Source organism: Pontibacter fetidus (genome assembly GCF_010119545.1).
Taxonomy (GTDB): Bacteria; Bacteroidota; Bacteroidia; order Cytophagales; family Hymenobacteraceae; genus Pontibacter; species Pontibacter fetidus.
This window is the reverse complement of record NZ_JAAEAA010000026.1, coordinates 24132-45164: the sequence shown is the minus strand read 5'-3', so window position 1 is coordinate 45164 and position 21033 is coordinate 24132. Positions and strand designations below refer to the sequence as shown.

17 protein-coding genes are annotated in these 21033 nt (G+C 45.2%); 5 read left to right on the top strand and 12 right to left on the bottom strand.

The window, feature by feature from the left end:
* The first annotated feature begins 103 nt into the window (after positions 1 to 103).
* Positions 104 to 1087, top strand: coding sequence for an ABC transporter ATP-binding protein (locus tag GWO68_RS16025; protein WP_162347484.1), 984 nt, complete (start codon positions 104 to 106; stop codon positions 1085 to 1087).
* 383 nt (positions 1088 to 1470) lie between these two features.
* On the opposite strand, the gene GWO68_RS16020 is transcribed toward GWO68_RS16025, so the two are convergent.
* Positions 1471 to 1884, bottom strand: coding sequence for a DUF4625 domain-containing protein (locus GWO68_RS16020; protein WP_162347483.1), 414 nt, complete (start codon positions 1882 to 1884; stop codon positions 1471 to 1473).
* A 400-nt stretch (positions 1885 to 2284) separates the two neighbouring features.
* Between GWO68_RS16020 and GWO68_RS16015 the strand changes: the two genes are divergently transcribed.
* Complete coding sequence (locus GWO68_RS16015) at positions 2285 to 2641, top strand: endonuclease domain-containing protein (RefSeq protein ID WP_162347482.1); 357 nt, start codon at positions 2285 to 2287, stop codon at positions 2639 to 2641.
* Positions 2642 to 2832: 191 nt separating this feature from the next.
* Here the strand turns inward: GWO68_RS16015 and hrpB are convergent, their stop codons facing one another.
* The 4 genes from hrpB to GWO68_RS15995 all read right to left on the bottom strand — a co-directional run bounded on the left by hrpB (position 2833) and on the right by GWO68_RS15995 (position 9566).
* On the bottom strand, positions 2833 to 5283 hold the full coding sequence (gene hrpB, locus GWO68_RS16010; RefSeq protein ID WP_162347481.1) for an ATP-dependent helicase HrpB: 2451 nt from the start codon (positions 5281 to 5283) through the stop codon (positions 2833 to 2835).
* Between the two features lie 119 nt (positions 5284 to 5402).
* A complete protein-coding gene (locus GWO68_RS16005; RefSeq protein WP_162347480.1) occupies positions 5403 to 8405 on the bottom strand; it encodes a DEAD/DEAH box helicase in 3003 nt (1000 codons plus the stop codon).
* Positions 8406 to 8739: 334 nt separating this feature from the next.
* A complete protein-coding gene (locus tag GWO68_RS16000; protein ID WP_162347479.1) occupies positions 8740 to 9249 on the bottom strand; it encodes an SRPBCC family protein in 510 nt (169 codons plus the stop codon).
* On the bottom strand, positions 9246 to 9566 hold the full coding sequence (locus GWO68_RS15995) for an ArsR/SmtB family transcription factor (RefSeq protein WP_162347478.1): 321 nt from the start codon (positions 9564 to 9566) through the stop codon (positions 9246 to 9248). Before GWO68_RS15995 ends, GWO68_RS16000 begins: the two co-directional genes overlap by 4 nt.
* Positions 9567 to 9814: 248 nt before the next feature.
* Here GWO68_RS15995 and GWO68_RS15990 point away from each other — a divergent pair, with 248 nt between their 5' ends.
* Positions 9815 to 10684 (top strand): DUF5694 domain-containing protein, encoded by an 870-nt coding sequence (locus GWO68_RS15990; protein ID WP_162347477.1) that lies wholly within the window; start codon positions 9815 to 9817, stop codon positions 10682 to 10684.
* Positions 10685 to 10711: 27 nt separating this feature from the next.
* On the opposite strand, the gene GWO68_RS15985 is transcribed toward GWO68_RS15990, so the two are convergent.
* The 6 genes from GWO68_RS15985 to GWO68_RS15960 form a co-directional block, all read right to left on the bottom strand.
* Entirely contained in the window at positions 10712 to 11542 is an 831-nt protein-coding gene (locus GWO68_RS15985; RefSeq protein ID WP_162347476.1) for an MBL fold metallo-hydrolase, read from the bottom strand.
* Between the two features lie 831 nt (positions 11543 to 12373).
* The gene (locus GWO68_RS15980) at positions 12374 to 13003 is read right to left on the bottom strand and encodes a DUF4403 family protein (RefSeq protein WP_162347475.1); all 630 of its coding nucleotides are present in this window, start codon (positions 13001 to 13003) and stop codon (positions 12374 to 12376) included.
* Positions 13004 to 13290: 287 nt separating this feature from the next.
* Positions 13291 to 13929, bottom strand: a complete 639-nt coding sequence (locus tag GWO68_RS15975; RefSeq protein WP_162347474.1) for a hypothetical protein — start codon at positions 13927 to 13929, stop codon at positions 13291 to 13293.
* 219 nt (positions 13930 to 14148) lie between these two features.
* Positions 14149 to 15342, bottom strand: coding sequence for a tetratricopeptide repeat protein (locus tag GWO68_RS15970; protein WP_162347473.1), 1194 nt, complete (start codon positions 15340 to 15342; stop codon positions 14149 to 14151).
* 142 nt (positions 15343 to 15484) lie between these two features.
* Positions 15485 to 17233, bottom strand: a complete 1749-nt coding sequence (locus tag GWO68_RS15965) for an ABC transporter ATP-binding protein (RefSeq protein ID WP_162347472.1) — start codon at positions 17231 to 17233, stop codon at positions 15485 to 15487.
* A gap of 389 nt (positions 17234 to 17622) precedes the next feature.
* Positions 17623 to 17988 carry an endonuclease domain-containing protein gene (locus GWO68_RS15960; RefSeq protein WP_162347471.1) on the bottom strand — a complete coding sequence of 122 codons (366 nt, stop codon included), beginning with the start codon at positions 17986 to 17988 and terminating at the stop codon, positions 17623 to 17625.
* 163 nt (positions 17989 to 18151) lie between these two features.
* On the opposite strand from GWO68_RS15960, the gene GWO68_RS15955 reads away from it, so the two are divergent.
* Positions 18152 to 18958, top strand: coding sequence for a tRNA pseudouridine synthase A (locus tag GWO68_RS15955; protein ID WP_162347470.1), 807 nt, complete (start codon positions 18152 to 18154; stop codon positions 18956 to 18958).
* 10 nt (positions 18959 to 18968) lie between these two features.
* Here GWO68_RS15955 and GWO68_RS15950 read toward each other — a convergent pair whose 3' ends face one another.
* Positions 18969 to 19736 carry a hypothetical protein gene (locus GWO68_RS15950; RefSeq protein ID WP_162347469.1) on the bottom strand — a complete coding sequence of 256 codons (768 nt, stop codon included), beginning with the start codon at positions 19734 to 19736 and terminating at the stop codon, positions 18969 to 18971.
* A gap of 410 nt (positions 19737 to 20146) precedes the next feature.
* Between GWO68_RS15950 and GWO68_RS15945 the strand changes: the two genes are divergently transcribed.
* Positions 20147 to 20926: a hypothetical protein gene (locus GWO68_RS15945; RefSeq protein ID WP_162347468.1), complete on the top strand. Its 780-nt coding sequence runs from the start codon at positions 20147 to 20149 to the stop codon at positions 20924 to 20926.
* Positions 20927 to 21033 lie beyond the last annotated feature (107 nt).

The window sequence follows — 21033 nt, the reverse complement described above, 5'->3', positions numbered from 1 at the left end:
CTATAGCGCATCTGCCAACACCATCTATCGGGCGTAACACTCGGAAACATGGCTGCTTTAAAGTAGCTTTGTGCGTTAACTGCTGGCAGCAAAACTTACCCTTATGAGCTTTTTAGATGTATCCGGAATTAGTGTGGTGGAAGAAGGAAATGTGATCTTGCATGATATTACCTTTAGCCTGAAAGAACATCAGAAAATTGCGATTGCCGGCGAAACAGGCTCTGGTAAAAGCACGCTGCTGCAAACTATAGCCGGCCTGGTGCAACCTGCCTCGGGCCAGGTTTTATACCAGGGCAAAAAAGTGATCGGCCCGCACGACAAACTGGTACCCGGCCATGCCGATATCGCTTACCTGTCGCAGCATTTTGAGCTGCCGCAGTTTTTGCGGGTAGAGCAGGTGCTCAGCTATACCAATACCTTGTCGGGTGAGGAAGCCAACACCCTGTACGAAATTTGCCGCATCAGCCATTTAGCAAAACGCAAAACCAACCAGCTTTCGGGTGGCGAAAGGCAACGGATTGCATTAGCCCGCCTGCTTAGCTCTTGGCCCGGCCTTTTATTACTGGATGAGCCTTTTTCCAACCTCGATATGGGCCATAAAAGCATCCTGAAAGCAGTGATAAACGACATCAGTGAAGAACTTGGCATTACCTGTCTCCTCATCTCCCACGACCCGCACGATACGCTCTCGTGGGCTGACGAAATTATGGTAATGCAAAACGGGAAGCTGATACAACAAGGCAGGCCGCAGCAAATTTACCAGCAGCCGGTAAACGAGTATGCCGCATCCCTTTTCGGAAAGTACAATGTGATACCTCCTGGCAAAGCAGGCATATTTACCCAACTTACCAGCAAAGAAACAACAAGTAAAAGCTTACTTATCCGCCCTGAAAGGTTTATTGTTACCCGTCAGGATAGCAGCGCCATAACCGGAAAAGTTACCACCACACATTACTTCGGAAGCCATTACGAACTGGAAATTTTAGTAGAAGAGGTGCCCTTAACTATAAGGACTGGCGAAAATAACTATAAGCCAGGCGACAGCATCGGTATTTCTGTTCCGGACAATGCGGTTTGGTTTGTATAGCAGACTATAGACAGTCAAAACCAAATGCCTTAAAAACAAAAACGGACGCCTTTTCAGGAGTCCGTTTTCTATATCGAATGGTTTATTATTAAAATAGAACCATCTTCAACTTTTAGCCACCCTTTTATACGGGGGTTGTTGCAGGCAGGTTACAAACTCATCAAAAATAATTAAATTATTTTTCAGAGATTATCCCATTTCCAACTCAACATGCTTTAATCGCAGTTTTTTAATCGAAAAAAATTTAAAAAAAGTTTAAAGTATAGCTATTCTGAAAGCCTATAGTTGCCTGATAAGTAGTTTCCAGGATTTGCATAAAACACCAAAGGCCTTACATATTGCAAGGCCTTTGGTGTATTGTAACTTACGTTAGGTTTTCAGGCTTATTCAGTCAGCGTAACAGTTACTGACTCCGAAGCTTCGTTACCGGCATCGTCTACTGCAGTAACAGTTACCATCCAGTCACCAGCAGCTGCATTTGCATCTACGTTAATATCAATGTCGAAATCTGCTTCTCTGTCATCGTTCAGGAAATCTCTGATAGACTTGTCTGAAAGCTCTGTAGTAGTGCCATCCGGGTCAGTCATGCTCACGGTAATTTCTTCCAGGCCTTCGTTATCGGTTACAGTACCTTCCAGGTTAATTACACCACCAGCAGTAACAGTAGCACCAGTTGTAGGAGAAGTAATCGTGATTACCGGATCGGTTGTGTCCAGTGTTACATCATCATCGTCATCGTCGCAGGCAACAAATGCAAAAGAGAAAAGAATAAGGAATGCCCAATTAAGTTTTTTCATAGTATTTAGTGTTTATTTATAAATATTTCATGCTTCCTTCAGGCCAAATGCCATCAGGCAAGCGATTTTGTTTCCTATTTAACGGCAAGAATTGTACGTTGTTGTGTTGGATGCCCGAAAGTATGTGCAGAAAGTAGTTATGCCATAGGCTAAATTGCATTTGCAACTCCTGGTAATATGTTTGGTTTTAGCACAGACTATAGTTCTTTAGTTAGACTTTAACAGCTCTGTGAGGTGAGGTTAGCTTACTCGCTGCAAACTCTCGTTTTAACTTGTGTTTCAGGGGAATTTCAGTTTTTGCTATAGTTGCCGTGGTCCAACCACCCCTGCCCCTCCTTGTCTAAGGAGGGGAATTTTTGGTTTGTAACAGTTGTCTGCAAAGAGCACACTGTAATGAATTATGAAACTACATAACAGGCAATACCTGAAGGACTTTAGAAGGGAATTAAGGAACAATTCTACTGTTGCTGAGGGCGAACTTTGGAAATACTTAAAAAACGGTCAACTTCATGGGCGAAAATTTAGACGGCAGCATAGTATAGGAAATTATATCCTAGACTTCTACTGTACCTCAGAAAAGGTAGCCATTGAGTTAGATGGTCAGGTTCATTATCACAATGTGACAGAGCAGGCAGATATGGAGCGTGACCAAGTTTTAAAAGAACTAGGCATAAAAGTTCTCCGCTTCGAAAACAAAGATGTTTTTCAGCAACTAGATTCGGTTCTACAAGAGATAAGCAGTCACTTTCGTAAGTAAGTAAGTAAGTAAGTAAGTAAGTAAGTAAGTAAGTAAGTAAGTAAGTAAAATTCCCCGCCTTAGACAAGGAGGGGTTAGGGGTGGTTGGACCACGTTACCTACAAAGCAATACCAGCGAGACACTCGCAGGACCACCGGATGCTGCGAGGTCTAAAAACTTTCTAACCTTAAAGATGCAAAGTATTGCGTCTCTACACTCCCCTACTCCAATCTATCTCCGGAAACACCACCTCCAGCTGTCGTTTGATCACGCGATAATTCCCTTTCCAGAAACTAGCCAGGTCCGACACCGTGGTAATAGGCTTTAGCTCCGGCGACAGCAAAGCCAGCTCTACCGTCATCTCTCCTTCATCCACAGTCGGGCTACTCTCCCAGCCAAGTATATCCTGCAAACGAATCTCCAGTTTTGGCTGCGACCCATCGGGTTTATACTCCAGCTCAATCGAAGAACCATCAGGTAAAACTATACACGCGGGAGCCAGCACGTCCATTCTTGCCAGTTTATCAGTATCTAAAAACTTCTGAAGTATAGGCAGCAGCTCCAGCTCCATTAGCTCGTCGGGGTGCTCAATGTCGAACAGGTATGGCTTCAGCCAGTCCCAATTGGTCATCAGTAAAGTAGCGGTGCTTACGTCGGGCCAGAACTCGGAGGGGCGCCATTTGCGCAGGCTCATTACACGGTTTTGCCATTGTGTTACGTCGTGGTTAAAGTCCAGCAGGTGCTCGCCTTCGTGCTTGATGGCTTCGGAAATGGCAGGAACGCGGTGCTTCTCGTCGGGTGGTGGCAGCGGTTTGCTTTGCAGAACTATACTTCCGATGCGGGTATCCATAGAGGCAGTCAGTTCGCCGTCGTTTACATCCCAGGTATAAACTTCCTGCTGTTTTACGAGCGGGGCCAGATCTCTCGGGTTGAGCGGCGATGCCAGGAAAATACGACCGGGGTTGTCGCCGGTTCCGGCGTGCAGGTGCGCGATGGCCAGCCAGGGCTCGTGCGCCAGGTCGTCGCGGTGACCAGCAGACGCGTATTGACCGCTAGCCAGCTGGAACTGCGCGTTGTTGCCGGGGCGGGCGTACGCAATACGCTCGGGGTAGCAATGCGTCAGCAGCACACCGGTTTCATACTCATCAAATTTGCCGTTATCAGGCTCTATACTAAACAGCTGGCGGTACGAGCGGGCTACCTTCTCTATCTTACCAAATTTCTTGCCCTGCCCCTGCTCTTTCCTATACCTTCTAAGCGCTTCAATTCTTAAGTTAATGTCGATGCCGGCATTGCGATCCAGCGGGTCGCGCTCTTCCAGGATGGCGGCAATATCACCTGCCAGCGCTACCTGGTCGGATCCATCGGCTTTTAATAGCATGTGCGCGATGCGTGGGTGGCAGGGCAGCGTGTGCATTTTCTTGCCATGCGCTGTTATGCGGCCATGCTCCAGCGCCTGCAGCTGGTGCAGCATTTCAGTGGCCGATTGCAAAGCAGCGCGCGGCGGCGGGTTCAGCCAGGTAAGGCCCCGGATATCCGTAATGCCCCACTGCGCCATGTCCAGCACCAGCGAGGACAAGTCAGCTTCCATGATCTCGGGGGTGCGGTGCGGGGCCATGCGCTCCTGCGTGGTTTTGCTCCACATGCGGTAAGCGGTACCAGGGCCCAGACGACCGGCGCGACCGGCACGCTGGTCGGCGGCGTCTTTGGAGATACGCACCGTTTCGAGGCGCGACAAACCGGACTTCGGATCGAAGCGGGAGGTTTTGCCGAAGCCCGTATCCACCACCACCGAAATGCCTTCTATGGTTAAGCTGGTCTCGGCGATACTGGTGGCCAGCACTACTTTGCGTTTGCCTTCGCGGTTGGGCATAATGGCGGCGTACTGCTTGTTAAAAGGCAGCATACCGAACAGCGGGTGTATCTTAAAATCGCGCAGCTGCCTGTGGAGTAATTCTTCTACCTTCCGGATGTCGTTTTCGCCGGGCAGGAACACGAGGATATCTCCTTCCCGCTCCTGCGCTGCCTGCTGCACCACACGGGCCGTCATTTCGGGCAGCATGCGGTCGTCGGCGTCGCCGGTGTAAATGGTATCTACAGGGTATTGCCGCCCCATACTTTGCGCCACCGGGGCCTTGAGTATACTCGTAAGCTGGGGCATATCCAGGGTGGCCGACATCACCATAATGCGCAGGTCCGGGCGAAGCGTGTGCTGCGCTTCCCGGCTCAGGGCCATGGCTACATCGGCATGGATGCTGCGCTCATGAAACTCATCAAAGATCACGAGGCCTACACCCGTAAGCGAGCGGTCGCTGTGGATCATGCGGGTAAGGATGCCTTCGGTAACGACTTCGATGCGGGTTTGCTCGGAGATGCGCGTCTCGAAACGGATGCGGTAACCAACGGTCTGGCCTACCTCCTCGCCCAGCAGTTGCGCCAGGCGCTCGGCAATGGTTTTGGCCGCCAGGCGCCGGGGCTCCAGCATGATAATCTTCTGATCTTTCAGCCATACTTCATCCAGTATAGCCAGCGGCAGCAAGGTGCTTTTACCGGCTCCGGGAGGGGCATTTACGATCAGCGTGTTCTGCGCCGCAAGGTGCTCCCTAACAGCAGGTATAATTTCCCGAACGGGTAAGTCTATGGTAAATGGATTGAAGGGCAAGGGGTAAAAAATTATATGATAGTATAGCAAAAAGCAGGTACAAAATACCTGCTTACAAAATTATGAGAAGTTGAAGTCTAGTGTAAATAAATATTTTTCAAACTAATGTCCGTACAAAATTAATAGCTAAATATTTTCAATGTTGCACCCACACTTGAAACCGCACTCCATGTTGATCTAATTAGATATACTAATTGAATCACTTCAGGTTTTACATCTTCTATTCTTGTTTTTTGCAATTCTATTTCTAAATCGTTTTTGCAAAATAAAGCTCCTGTGAGTAAACAAACTTCTTTTTTAGTATTTGGATCTTTTAACATCTTTTGATAAAGATCCCAAATCTGACTACCATTTTTATTCCCACATAAAATTCTTGAATTTATGGTACCTACATTACTATGCTTCCATTTACCATCCCATCTCTTAACATTCAAAACAGGTTCTTTTTCATAGAAAGGAGACAAAAAATCTAGGTTCTTTACTGCTTGACCGCATACTTCTTGAAACGCACTCGCCGAAAGCCTTTTATCATCTGCTTTCGCATGTATCAACACTAAGCGATTTTTACGGGTATCAATTCCTATAAAATCTGCCATTTCAGTATTTAAATCTTCACAAACTAAAATATCGAATGAGAAATAATTGCTTAGTTCCTTAGATCTATAACCTTTTCCCATCCTTGCAACTATTCCAAATAAAGTGTCTTTATGCCATAAGTTATTTGAAGTAGGTAATGTTGTACTATTACCCTTTTCACTTTTTATGTTTTTTAATATTTGAACAGAAGTAAAAACTTCTAATATATTTAAGTCATTAGAGCGACCTAATAGATCCAACTTCGGAGAATAAAAATTCCCAGAAGTGTAAAATGCTTTATTATCTTTTGTAACAATTCTAATAGGTTGATACCTATTAAGGTAGGAAATGAAGTTTTCCTTATTCGCGGGGTTAGTTAATAGTTTTGAAAGATTAGGGGATTTAATTTTATACTTCTTTGTCTTAGAGTCAAACTCAATACTACATGGAAATTCTTTTTTAATATTGTTATTGTAGCTAACAATAACTTTGAATTTTTTATTAACAACAGGTATTGAACACTCTTCAATCTCAAAATGATATCTATCATTAGCTCTAAAAACAGATAAATCATCGGCATCCACATCGAACATAATATTTGATGGAGTAGGGTCATTGGGGACATTAATTTGCTGAGCAAATCTTCTGAGATAGTTGCTTTTAATTGATGCTGTATTAAGGGCAGTATTTAATTGTATTAGCCAATTGTAATAGCTATTGATAGGTATATAATCTGATTTGTAATCTGATATTCTAGATCTTGTTAACCCTACATATCTTCTACTAATATCAGTCCCATCACTTATAATAGCTTCTGTTAAAGTAGCAACTTGATTGTGATCTGTTAAACCAATCGGAGATTTTTCTAAAGCGTATGATGTAAGATTATTTGACTTTATAGTATTTCTACCAACATCTGAATTGATTAAGTTAATTCTAGTAAAACGTTTACTACTACTCAAAACCCTTAATAAAACAGATTGATCTAAATTTGGCAATTCATTTATACAACCAGGTATGATATTATCTGTTGAGAAATAGAACAGGTTATTATTTATATGATAGAAAATAATTATACCTAATTTATTTTCTATAAAAACATCTTCTTTAACATATGGTGAGTTATTAAACATTTCATATAAAATAGCATAACCTTGATTCGCTAATTCAAACGCATTGATAGGAATAATATCATATTTCTCAATTTCTTCTTCAACATTTGCCTTTAAAATTTCGAAGTCGAACGTAGATTGAACATCTTTTGCGATAACTCTTCTTGGAAGTATAATATCATTTTCACCAATTTGCTGTTTAAGACTTACACGTTTGAATTCACCATTAAAATATATCCAACTAATTCTCTCATTTGGCAAAGTAAAATCACTTAAGTCATAAAGCTTATTATACTCTACAATATTATTATCATATAATAAATACTTCTGCCATATTTGGTCATATGCCTGTTTATCAGAGCATATAACAACTGATTTCATTGCTGGAGTATTATTATTCCTTGTGATTCGACCAATCTGTTGTATTAAAGATCTTTCGTTATTAAAATCTTCAAAGACAACAAGTATTAAGAAATTAGGATAATCAATTCCCTCCGCTAATTTGAACTGATGTACGATAATATCATAATTTGCTAATACTGTATTATCGGGTACTTCATTTAAACAATTTCTCTCATTGCCCAAATCCTCATGTATACCAAGTACTTTAAATCTTTTCTTTTTTAAGTAGTTAACTATTCTTTTAATAGACTCTTTATTATCACAGCGTATTATAGTTTTGGGCTCAAGACTTTCTCCATTAGATTTAAAGTTTGCTATTTGTTGGTTTACAGTTCTTAAGATATCATCGATCCAATCTCCAAACTTCCCATTTAATGAAAATTGGAAGAATTCTACATCCCTAATTATATTATTATTGATGGCTTCCTGATGTGACAAATAATAATAAGACTCTTTATCTACCTTAAATAGCTTTAGGTCATTCCTGAAAGGTGTAGCAGTAAATAAGAGAGTCTTCTTTTTTATACCTCTAACTGCTGATGCCCAAGAAAATGCTGGTTCACGATGTCCTTCATCAAATATTACGAAATCGACATGATCTTTTAGAAATCTATAATGGTCTGGATTCTTTTTCCTTAATAGATGAAGTGTATTTATAACACATATTAAAATAAAAGGAGAGTTGCTTGTGTTACTTTCAATATTTGTTCGAATAATATCAAAATCTGCGGGCGCAAATTGCTTAATATATTTCTCTTCTAAATTAACTGGGTCAACATTAGTCTTACCCCAAAACTTTTCTCTTACTTCATCATAAACTTGTTGTCGCAATGCTATAGATGGCACCACTATCAAAATATTACTATCAGAATAAACTACTCTTGAAAGTGTAGCAAAAATTCCTGTTTTACCAGCACCTGTTGGAAGTTTAAGTAAGAAACTTTTTTCATTAGCTCCATCAAGATATTCTTTAGCTTTTTCTATAGCCTCCTTCTGATGACTCCAAAGTGTAATATCTTCTATCCTTACCATTATAAAAAATTTTTACAATATAGTAAAAATTAAATATTACACTAATTGGATTGTGGTGGACAAAAGCTTTAAACTAGTTTAATTCTTTTTTCATATATCATCATATCTAAAGGATAAGATACGAATCACCTCGAGCGCAAGCATATAGCTCGTGCCTCTTCTATTCTAAGCAGCTATACCTTTAGCATGAGTAACAGTACGAGCTACAATCTTGAACTAGCAGACGATGAATGAGTACTATAAACTATAAAAGCGGGACTCTAAGGTTATGCACCAGCCCCGCTCTTATAGTTTATGCTTTTAAATATGATCTCTTTTCTGCAGCTTACAACTCTTAAGCCTCCTGTTTCTGAGCAGCCAGTAATGCATCAAGGCCTTCCATGGCCATGGTCAGGCCTTCTTTAAAGCCCATCTGGATGGTGGTTTCGAGCTGTGACAGGTCATCGAAGGTGATCAGGTTCTCTACAAAGGTAACCTCCTCTTTGGGTGTAAAGCTTACCTCCCACTTCGATTGCGGCATTTCTGTGTTTACCACTCCTTCGGCATCTGCAAACCCATCCAGCGCGGTAAAGCGCTTTTTAGGGTCAATGGCTTTATAGTTAGCCAATGCCCAGTGCTCTTCCCCTTCGGGGCCAACCATGGCATAGTGCCAGTAGCCACCTTCTCTGAAGTCCATCGATTTGGTGCGCGATTTCCATGGTTTAGGCGCCCACCATTGGTCCAGTATCTCGCTTTTGTTGTAAGCATCCCACACAAGCGGGAGCTCTGCGGCAAACTCTCTTTTAACGGTGATCGTGTTGTTTTCCTTGTTCACGGAGAACTCGAATACAAGGTTTCTTTTCATGGCTTAGTTTGTTTTATGTTAGAAAATATAGTGTCGAGTTGGTTAAAGCGGTCTTCCCAGATCTTCCGGAACTGTTCCAGCCATTTGTCTATTTCTTTCATTTTAGCTACTTCCAACTGGTAGTAAATTTCGCGCCCCTGCTGTTCCTGTTTCACAAGCTGGCACTCTACAAGTATCTGCAAGTGCTTCGAAACAGCCTGCCTGCTGGTGTCAAAATGTTCGGCTATCGCATTCGGCGTCATGGCCTGCAAGGCAATCAACCCAATAATGGCTCTTCGGGTAGGGTCTGCTATCGCCTGGAAAACGTCTCTTCTCATCTCTGGATAAAAATATGCAACCGTTTGTTTGCTAATATACGCGCAACTAATCGGTTGCGATTATTATTTTGGTTTATTTTTTATGTAAGACCTTGACATAGCCGCACTTGAGGTGTAGGTAGTATAGAGTTTTGATACACTGATTCCTATAGAAAGTATACAATACTATCCGCTATACAATTTTGGTTCTCCCAGGCAACCTCTCTCCACTCACTTCCATCTATTGCAAAAACAAACCCTACCTAACTATGAAAAAACTATTACTCGCCGTTCTGCTTTTGGCAGGTACTTGCCTTTCTCCTGTACTGGCGCAACAAGGTAAAACCGATGGCAATGATGCCCGGGCACAGGTCATGCTGTTGGGCACTTTCCACTTCGCGTACCCTAACCTGGATGTGGTAAAAACTGAAAAAAGCGACCAACTGGATATAAACTCTCCCGAAAGCCAGCGTGACATAGCGCGCATTACCAGCCAGATGGCTACCTTCAAACCTACCAAAATTGCCATTGAGGTAAGGCCGGAGAAGCAGGCCCGCCTGGACTCGCTATACCAGGCTTACCTGGAGGGCCGCTACGAGCTGGGCGTGGGCGAAGAGTACCAGTTGGGTTTCAGGCTGGCCAAACAGCTGGGGCACCCGCGCGTGTACGCCATCGATACCTGGGGTAATCTGGATGCCTACCAAAAGCCTGGCAGCAAAGACTTTGAAGTTAGGGAAGACAAAGCAGCGCACATGGAGAAGTTCTGGGAGTACATGCAGGCAACGGTAAAAGCCCGCCACGAAGCCAAACAAAAGCTGTCAGGCAAACAAGTACCTACCCTTTACCAGAAAGTAAAGGAAATGAACCAGCCTGAAGCTATTCGCAAGGACCTGGAAAACTATTTCCGGGAGGCTTTTCAGTATGAGGCACAGCCCTACGATTATACCGGCGTGGACTGGTACAGCGCCTCCTGGTTTAACCGCAACCTGCGCATATTCCGCAACATCCAGCGCATCACCGAAAGCCCTGAAGATAAGATACTGGTGATCTACGGTGCCGGCCACCTGGGGCCGCTGCAGCAGGCTGTGGATAGTTCGCCTTATCATGAGCTGGTGCCGGCGTATAAGGTGTTGCGGTAGTGGTTTGGGATGGTTTACACTGTAGGGCTACTCCATCTCAAAGCCTTCCCGAAACTCTTTTAAGTGGGCATAGCAGACCGGGCTGCTCAGGTCCTGTGGCTTGTCTTCAGGGGCAGGCGTTTGGGTGGGTTTATAGGTTGCCAGCAGTTTGTCCAGTTTCTCATGGATGGCCCCATCTACAACGCCGCCGTGGTAACAGATGATGCGTTCCAGTTCCAGTTGTTGTAGTTTTTTAACGGACTTTACTGCCTGCGGGAGGTCTAAGGTATAGTTGGGGTTTGCCAGGTCCAGTTCCTCCTGGGCTGCTACCACAGCATCGGCAGCTATTAGCGTTTTACTTTGCGGCAGGTAAACTGAGATATGCCCCGGCATGTGTCCGGGTGTCAGGATGATGTGAATGTCGCCCCAGGAAGCAGGCACTTCATTTTCGGTAAGCACCACATCAACAGCTACAGGCTGCACTACTTTTAGGCTCTCCTGGAACTGTCTGGCCCAGGCCCTTTGCTCGTCGGGTACGGTATGATACAGCGCTTCGGCCTGCTGCAACCGCAACGACTTTTTACGCCCGCTGATGTAGGGTTCTTCCAACGCGGAGGCGTATACTTTTGCCTTCGGAAAAGCTGCTTTCAGTTCCTGCAGTCCGCCCATGTGGTCGATGTCGTGGTGGGTGATGAGGATACCTGTCAGGTTATCCAGTAAAATTCCATAGCTGGCAGCGGCCTTTTGTAGCATAGGCAAAGAACCGGCATAGCCACAATCCACCAGCAAGAGCTCGCTGCTATTCCGGAGCATGACCGGGTACAGCACTTCGTCCTGCCCCTGGTGGTTATGGGTTATTTCCAGCACTAATACTTCCATTGGGTTTATAAGTGTTTGGGATATTGTGGGTTGGTAACTAAGGTAACTACTTTTATATACTTCTGAAATGGGTAGTGGTTTGGGTTTCTGGGTTATAGTTTATAGTTGCTGTGGTCCAACCACCTATTTTTCCCACAGCGCTACCGCTCGCTACCTTCAAACTCTCGTTCCCGATAGTCTAAGGAAGGGAGCTTTTCTTTACTTACTCTCTATTTTGTCATCCTGTAAGAAGTGAAGGATAGCCTTTGCTATAACACACCCCTGCCCCTCTCAAGAAGGGAATTGCTGCCTTTACTATAGTTTACTTTATAGTTTTATAGTTGGTGTTAGTCATCCCCCTGCCCCCTTCAAAGGGGGACTTTCTGCCTTTGCTATAGTTGGATTCATGGTTTTATAGTTACAGTCCACGAGGCGGACAGGTCGCGACCTGTCCCTACGGAATTATAGTCATGATCAATCTCGGAGCTTATCCTATCAAACTATAACTAAGCTGTCAATAGTAGAAAGATCGCAGTCTTTGGGTTGAGCGACTATGACTTGTAGGGTGGCGTGAGCCAATCCGAGGAGCGGGGATAGCAAGAAGGCAGCAGCGCAATGCCCTTATCGAGGTCCCCTACCCCAAAGACGAGCCCTCGCGGGCTGCGAGCGAGCCAAAGCGAACTATAAACCTGTAAGTTGATAGAGCTCCCAGGATTAGAGATAGTTTGAAACGATAACTTGGTTCGGGTATGTATAAACCTTAACTATAAGCTGAAACAGATTTCTTACGTTGTCCGAAATGACAGTTAAAAACAATAAACCTAACGTTGCCAGGTTGTATTAATTTCTAACCTATAGTTCCCCAGCCAGCAACGGTAAGATGATTGAAGCATCTTGCACTGTTACTTCCAGGTTACCTTGTACCTGTACATTTACTGAAAGTCCATCGGGTTTTGGGGCCACATCCTGTACTGTTACTGCGGCTACAGCACCTTTCAGTTTCAGCCCTTTCAGCTCCAAACCTTCGGCTAATTGGCTGTTCACTTTTTCTAGTTCTTTGCCAATAATTGCACTAACATCAATCCGGGCTTTCTCGATGATCTGGTTATAGGCTACTTTGTTTACCAGCACCTCGAGGGCGGTGTTGTAAAAGCTACTGGTAGTAGCAGACTCCATCGAAAACTGTTGCACAAATACCTGCTGGGTAGCGTTGTCGTAAGCCAGTGCGACCGAGGCGTAAAGGTCTACCTTGTCACGTTTCAGTACGGTTCGTAAAATACTGAGCTGCACCCTAAGCTGTAGGTTATAAGCTCCTGCCCTGCTTCCTGTTATACCAACATCCAGCACCTGCGCATAGGGGTTCTCTGATATGCCGTCTTCGGGTCTTGGGATGTACATACCGATCAGTTGCTGCTGCAATACACTTTCCAGGGCAGAGTAAGAAATGGTAATAGGTATGTTGAGTTGTAAAGGGTTTTCCATAGTGTTGAGTTCAGGAGAAAGTATGCACGTTGATGCAGCGTTTATAGTTACAGCAGTGTGCCTAGGTAGGGCAAAACAAACTAACTATAGCTGGTTCCTCCGGTGATAAGCTGTATAAAGGTACGCAGAGAAGCGCGGCAGGGCAAATCAAAAATTCTGTACACTGCCAGGTGTTGCTGAAAACCGATGAAACTATAGCTCCCGCTCCGGTGTATTTTTCTGTTATGCTTAAAACTAAAACAGCCGCTACCTGTGCGGCAGCGGCTGTTTTTTAAAGTTTATAGTTTTTAATAATAGCGGACTCTTTCACCATCGTTGTTCCAGTGTGAGCTGCTGAAACGGTTTCGGCCACTGTTATAGCGTGAGTATTCATCAGCACTATATCTGCCAGCAACGTTAGAACCGGAACGGTTGTACGCTCCTTCGTCGCTATCCGGTATGTAGTGTATATTTCTGGATTCGTTGCGTGAACTATAGTTGTAGTCCTGGTTATGTGGTCCGGAGTAGCGGCTGCTGTTATAAGAACCGTAGTCGTCTGAGAAACCAGAACTTACGCCTCTGTCACCAAACTGACGGTTCTGGTCCTGATTTTCTCTGTAGAACTCCTCGTCGCCGCGGTAGTTGTCCTGGTTATCATTATAATGTCCGAAATAATTGGTTTCTCTGTCTTGATCCCGGCGCATGGTATTGTTCCGGTCAGAATAATTCTGGCGCGTTCTGTTATGCCTGTTGTATTCCTCTTCTATTTCGCTGCCCTCATGGTAGCTGCGTTGCGGGCGGTAACGGTCTCTGTTGTTGTTGCCTCTTTCGTGGCGATAGTGCTGCTCAAACTCATCGGTCAGGTTACGGGCAGCGTGGTAATGTGCATCGTTGTTATAGCCCTCGTATCGGCCATAGTTGTACCAATCTCTTTCTTGTCTGTTCATAGCTTTATCAGGTTTATATAAAATTATGTCTTCTATATAAACGACCTTCAGGCATAACGGTTTAATCTGAACTATAGGCATTTATTGAGTCTTAAACTATAGCTGCGTATCCGGGAAAAGCAAAACGGATGTGGTATGAGCCTGGTAACGTAAAAAAAGCGCCCCGCAGTTTGTAACCTGGGAGGCGCTTTTTTTAAAGAGGTAAGCAGGTTTGGCATTTTACTTATTACAGCCGCACTGCCATGTAAAGCCATTGTACTCTACTGTAACCTGGGCTACGTTGGTGCCTGGCTGGTACCTGGTCAGTTTAGGTCCTTTGCTTTTCATAGGTCCGGATAGCCAGGTAATTACGCCTGTTTTGGGGTTGTAACTATACTTGCCGGTTCCTCCGTCATCGAGCCAGCGGTAGGTACCATCTTTTTTAAGCGCGAAATAGCCTTTATACTCATAGCGGTAAGCCGGGCTCGTGTTCGGTCCATTCCATACCGATTGGTCGCAGGCATAGTTACCGTATACCAGCGCACCGCCATAAGTTACTTTTTTGGCCGGGGTCGTCTTTACCACTTTAGAAGCCTGCAGTTTATTCCATTTTGTTTTGCCCGACGTTACATCCGTGGCATAGCGTGCGGCCAAAGCCTTGTCGCCGGCTATGGCTTTCTGGTAAAAAGGCTTTGCAGCGGCTTCCTTTCCCTGGCCCGCCAACGATACTGCTTTCAGGTAATTTACATAAGGGTTTTCGGCATCAACGCCCAGCGAAAGACTGAACCGTGTTTCGGCACTGCCAAATTCGCCTTTCTCGTAGTATAGTATGCCCTGCAGGGCTTCCTGGCCGGGCGCAAACATCTGTGTTTCTTTACCGCCGGTGGCATAAGAATGCTTTAGCTGTGCAATGTAGGCATCGAGGCCTGCTATAGTAGCGGTGTTCGCTTTTGCTGGAGCGCTAGCAGGAGTGCCAGTAGTTTTAACAGGGGTGGTTGTTTTATCTGGAGTTACAGCAACCTGTGCGGGCACATCAGTGGCATAGCGTGTTTTAAGCGACGGATTTAATGCAAGGGCTTTCTGAAAATATGTTTGTGCCAGCTTCGTTTTTTCAGGGTTTTTCTGTTTCAGCAACGACACGGCATACTGGTAATTCGCAAACGCATGGTCGGGGTTGGCGCGCACGATGCTTGCAAAACTATACTCTGCAGAAGAGTAATTTCCGGCCTCCAGGTAATCCTGCGCATACAAAAAATCAGACCCTAGTGACATAAAAGAGGTTTCGCTGCCGCCTGTTGCCAGGGAGTGCCGAAGCCGCTCAATGTATGCTGTCAGTTCGTCGTTGGTTTGCTGTGCATAAAGCTGTGCGGCGCAAAGCAGCAGTATGCTTACCAGTAACATTTTTAGTTTACGGCCCATCTTATTACGGTTCATCTTTTCAACTATAAATATAATCATCCGGCACAAAAGTATAGTGTTTTACAGATGTTTTAATCTAAAATTAATAACCACTGCGTCAGCTGATTGCAAATGCTATAGTTACCTGTATCACCGTGATCGGCTCATCTACAAAAGATCAGATGCGGGCCTGGTAAGTGTACAGCTGGTAATACCGTCCCTGCTTTTCCAGGAGCTCTTCGTGACGGCCTTGTTCTGCAATACGCCCCTGCTCAATTACCAGAATCTGGTCGGCCTGGCGGATAGTGCTGAGGCGGTGTGCAATTACAAATGTAGTGCGGCCCTGCATCAGGGTTTTGAGGCTGGCTTGTATCAGGCTCTCGCTTTCGGTGTCGAGGTTAGAGGTGGCTTCGTCGAGTATCAGAATGCGTGGGTCGGCAAGTATGGCGCGGGCAATGGCAATACGCTGGCGCTGCCCACCTGAGAGTTTTACGCCCCGCTCTCCTATCAGCGTATCAAGGCCATCGGCAAAACGGTCGGTAAACTCCTGCACGTGCGCTGCATGTACGGCCTGCATTAGTTGCGTTTCGGTAGCGTTTGGCCTCGGGAAAAGGATGTTCTGGCGGATGGTGCCCTCAAACAGGAAATCGTCTTGCAACACTACGCCCAGCTGGCTTCGGTAACTTTGCAGGCTTACCATTTGCAGGTCGTGGCCATCTATCGTTATGGTTCCACTGTCGGGGTTCAGGAACGATGCGGCCAGCCCGGCTATAGTTGTTTTACCGGAACCGGAGGTGCCTACTAACGCGGTAACCGAACCGGCTGGTGCTTTAAAGCTGATCTCTTTCACGACATCTTTCCCCGACTCGTAGGCAAAAGCAACCTTATCGAAAATAATGTCGCCGTGTATTGCTGGCAATTGCAGATTCCGGATCCCGTGTTCATCTTCCAGGGGTGTGTTCAGGATTTCCTGTGTACGGTCGAGGCCGGCGAACGCTTCGGTAAACTGGCTCCCGATGTTACTCATCTGCAGGATTGGCGCGATCATAAATCCCAGGTATAAGGTAAAGGCCAGGAAATCGCCAAAGGTGAGCTCGCCCTTCATAATGAGGTAACCGCCAATGCCCATAATACCCGCCGAAGCAAAACCCAGCAACAACGTTGCCGCGCTGGTTACCATGCTGGTAGTGGTCAGGCTTTGTTTTACGTTCAGGAAAAGTCTCGTTACGCCATCTTCAAAGGTCTTGATCTCTTGGGCTTCGGCATTAAACCCCTTTATTACGCGCACGCCGCCCAGCGTCTCGGTCAACCGCCCTGTTACTTCCGCATTTATCACCCCACGCTCCCTGAATATTGGCCTGATCTTACCAAATGCTTTCATCGAGATCACCCCGAAAATGGCTACCGGAATGAGGACAAAACCCGTCATGAGCGGACTGATGTAAATGAGCAGCACCAGGCAGATAAGCGAGGTCAGTACACCACCGATCATCTGGGCAAAGCCGGTACCGACCAGGTTACGCACGCCTTCAACGTCCGTCATGATGCGCGATACCAGTTCGCCGGTTTTGGTATTATCGAAGAAGCGGATAGGCAATTGCATGATGTGGCGCTGTACTTTGGCCCGTAACTGCGAAATAAGGTGCTGCGCCTCTACGCTCAAAATCTGTGTAAGGGCAAACGAGGTAACCGATTGTATAACGATAGCTATTAACACTGCCCCGATCAGCCACTTCAGCATGGTGCTGTCGCCGTTCGGAATTACATCATCAATCAGGTACTTGCTCGCGCCCGGCAACACCAAGCCCGCCAAACGACTGATGATGATGAGTACCAACCCGATGCCAAGGTACTTTTTGCGCGGCCAGATAATGGTCTTGAAAACCTGGGCTATAGTTACATTCTTGAGTTTTTTGGATTTGGACATACGTAGAGCGTTATGTGCTGTGGTAATAAAGTGCAGGTTGGTAAAGGAATCTATGGTTTATTCTAAAGGCACAAGTTAGCTGTTTTATAGTTGCAGGCTTGTCATTTTATTTAGGATTCTCCTTTACCATTGCTCACTATAGTTAATAAATTATCTGCTAAAGTTAATCTGCTAAAGTAGTCATCCCCCTACCCGCTTCAAAGGGGGACTTTCTGCAATGCATATTTTTAAATAATTCCATGCTTTAAAGAAACTTGGAATCAGGAAAGCAGGCTTTTACTAGAGCCCCACAAGATCCTTCAGGATGACAAAAAAAGTCCCCCTTTGAAGGGGGCAGGGGGATGTTTTACACTTACAGAATTTACATCAGCGAGTTATTTCGCCGATGATTAAATATGATGATTCTCGATATATGCCACAATAATCCGCTCTACATTTGGCAGATCTTTTATTACTTCTTCATCCGAAAATCTGAGCGTTATAAATCCAAGTTGATACAATTCATTATCCCTCTTTACATCTTCTACCGTTTTAAAATTATGCGAGTACCCATCTACCTCTATGATCAGCTTTAACTCTTTGCACATAAAGTCTGCGATGTAGTTGCCTATGGGTCGCTGGCGAAGGAACGTATAGCCTGTTTTACCCTTGCTTAGTAACTCGCACCACAACCGGATTTCAGCTTTGGTAGATTCTGTTCTTAACTTTCGGGCAAAAGTCTTCAGGTTCTTGTTATAGTTGTTGTTTTGTTTCATAGTTTAAGCTTGATGCATTTCATCATCCCCCTACCCCCTTCAAAGGGGGACTTTCTGACGTGTTTCTCATCATTCATTTGTATGCTGTAGCGCATGGCATTTTCTACGGAAAAGTATGGTAACTTGTAAGCCTGTTTTGAGCACTAAAATCTAACCAAACAACTTGCGTTATTTCTTCCATATCGGGTATAAGGGCACCAACTATAAAGGCTGGCAGCGGCACCCGTATGGTGTTGGTGTGCAGGAAGTAATAGAGGGCTGCCTGGCAAAAATCCTGAAGATGCCGGTGGCTATAGTTGGTTGCGGACGTACGGATGCGGGTGTGCATGCCACCCAGTTCTTTTTTCACCTGGATGTGGCAGAGGCCTGGGAGTTTGATATGCTTTTCAGGTTGAACAAGGTACTGCCCGAGGATATTGCTGTGTTTGATATTATACCGATGGAAGGGTTGCCACATGCCCGTTTTGATGCCTTCCAGCGAAGCTACGACTACTTTATCCATACTCGTAAAGACCCGTTTCTGAGCCATGTAAGTGCTTTATACTTTTTACAAGACCTGGACCTGGATGCCATACGGGCAGCTTCTGCCCTACTCCCACAGTATACCGACTTCCGTAATTTATGCCTCACACCTGCCGACCACGATAGCACCAATTGCCTTGTAACAGAAGCTAGCTGGTTTATAGATGAAACCGGCGACAGGCTGCGCTTTAATATCTCTGCGAACCGTTACCTGAGCCGTATGATCCGGATTATAGTTGGGCAGTTGCTGAAAGTAGGAACAGGCAAGCTCAGCGTAGCTGAATTTGAAAGTTACCTGGCCTTGGAAAATGCACCCAAACACCTGACCCCAGCCTACCCGCAGGGGTTATACCTGTCCAAAGTTACCTATCCTTACCTTGATATTCCTCCACGCAGCTTGTTTACTACCGTTCAGAACCTGGCTGAGGATAGCTGGCAGCAACTATAGAAATACACGCTTAGAGGTTGAAGAGCAGGTTAGCCTGCAGTATAGATTCGTCGAGGTCTTTGATGCCGGCCACATTGTTCCAGTAACGCCATTCCGACCCGAAGTATACCTTGCCAGGTTTACTTTTGATCGCACCCAGATCCAGCAATAATTGGGGTTGTGTAAGGTACTGCGTGCTGCCCGGTCCTCTGTCTCCAATAAAATCCATAAAGCCCCGGAACCGGAACTGTACAGTTTCAGAAAATGCAAGTGGTATGTCCCAGCTTGGGGTTAGCTGATAGGTGCCGTTATAAGCTGCGCCGTGCTGTTTATAGTAATAGGTTTCGAGTTGCAGCAGGCCCGGCACCCCAAACTTAAAGGCCGGACCAACCAGGTATGCAAAAAAATCTTCGGGGCCACCAAACAGTACGTTTATACCTGCTCCCAGCAACACATCGCTGATGGGGCCAAATTTAAATTCGGTGCCTGTAGCGCGGCCAAGGCTTACTTTCGGGTAATATTCCAGGTACATGTCCGGGCTTTTCAGGCTTACATCATTGGAAAGATCCGTGAAGCCAAAATGCTCGAAAGCGCCATAGTCCCCGAAATGCTCTACGGTTATAGTTGCCAGGTCGCCTTTCTGGATTAGGTTGCGCCCGTAAAGCAACTGCACATCCGAGCCTCCTCTATAAATAACCTGCGCATTTGCCGTTGTACTACTCAGCAGCAAAAACCCTGTAAGCAACAGAAAAGTGCTTATGCCGGAAAGTATAGTTGGCCTTGTAGCATTTGATGCCATCCCCTGAAAAATGTATTTAAAGTATAGAATGCTGATTTAAACTATCATTGGCTGCGTAGTAAGCCACACGTTTCAAAACATTATACTCGCTGCGCTATTTAAAGATTTATACTTAGCGCACTGAGTGCTATAGCTACTATAGAATTATAGCCGAACTGGTTAAAGCAAGACACACAATCAGAAAATTTAACCAGCCTGTACAACTATAAAACAGGCAATAAGTACAGCAGATGGGATGAAAAAGATGCCGGCAAATGGTTAGATTTACACAACTATAGTTCACCTGGCGAACCAGATCATGGCTGCGTTTACTTCACCTAATTTGACTTACCAACTATGATCAAACAAGTGCTGCACGAACCTTTACCGTATCTTTACAAAGCTAACCTGCCAGTATTATTCCACTGCTTATGAACCGCCTTTTACCTACTGCTAAAGCTGCCGATCTGCTTCGTATTATCCAGGCCAAAAGCATACCCACCACTTACGACCCCGAAAAGCACCGGCTTGCCCTACTCGATGCCGCCGGCAACGAGCAGCTATACTTTCGCTTGCCCATCACGGTACTAGCCCCTGCTGCCAGTTCAAACGACAGTAGCCTACAGGTTAATTATGTAATTCTGCTGATACAATCGGGTAACTGTGCGCTGGGTTATTTTGAGAACGGCCGTAACCTGGACCACAAAGTGTACCGTTCGTACATGGTGCGTAAAAAGCAGGGCAAAAGCCAGATCAAATACCTGAAAACCAAAGGTAAATCAAGAGCTGGCTCGAGGGTTCGTTTAGGTGAAACGGTGGAGTTTTTTGAGAATATTAACGGCCGGTTGCAGGATTATTTTGAGGACCATGAAGTGCACCGAATCGCCATCAGTTGCTCTAAAACCCTTATCCCATATTTATTCGGTTCTAAAGTAGCAACGCCTTTTGATAAGCACGACCCCAGGCTTTTTAAAATACCCAAACACATTCATACCCCCATTTACGAAGTACTGCTGGATGCCAACCGTTTTCTGCAGCGCGGTGAACTGATCTATGACGAAACGCAGCAAGCTATAGTTAACGAGCTTACCGCTGAACTGGGCGACTTCTTACCGGACGATGATGAAACAGAAAGCAACTATAGCGAGGAAGAATTTGATGAGGAACCGGATGTTTACTTGCAGGATGAAGAGGACGAAATGGAATGGTAAACCAAGGTAGGCTAAGCTGGCAACTATAGCTATAGTTTGGAGGTAGTATGACTGGTAATTAATTACTTTAAAATGCTATATTTACTTTGATTTGCCCTCACCTCAAA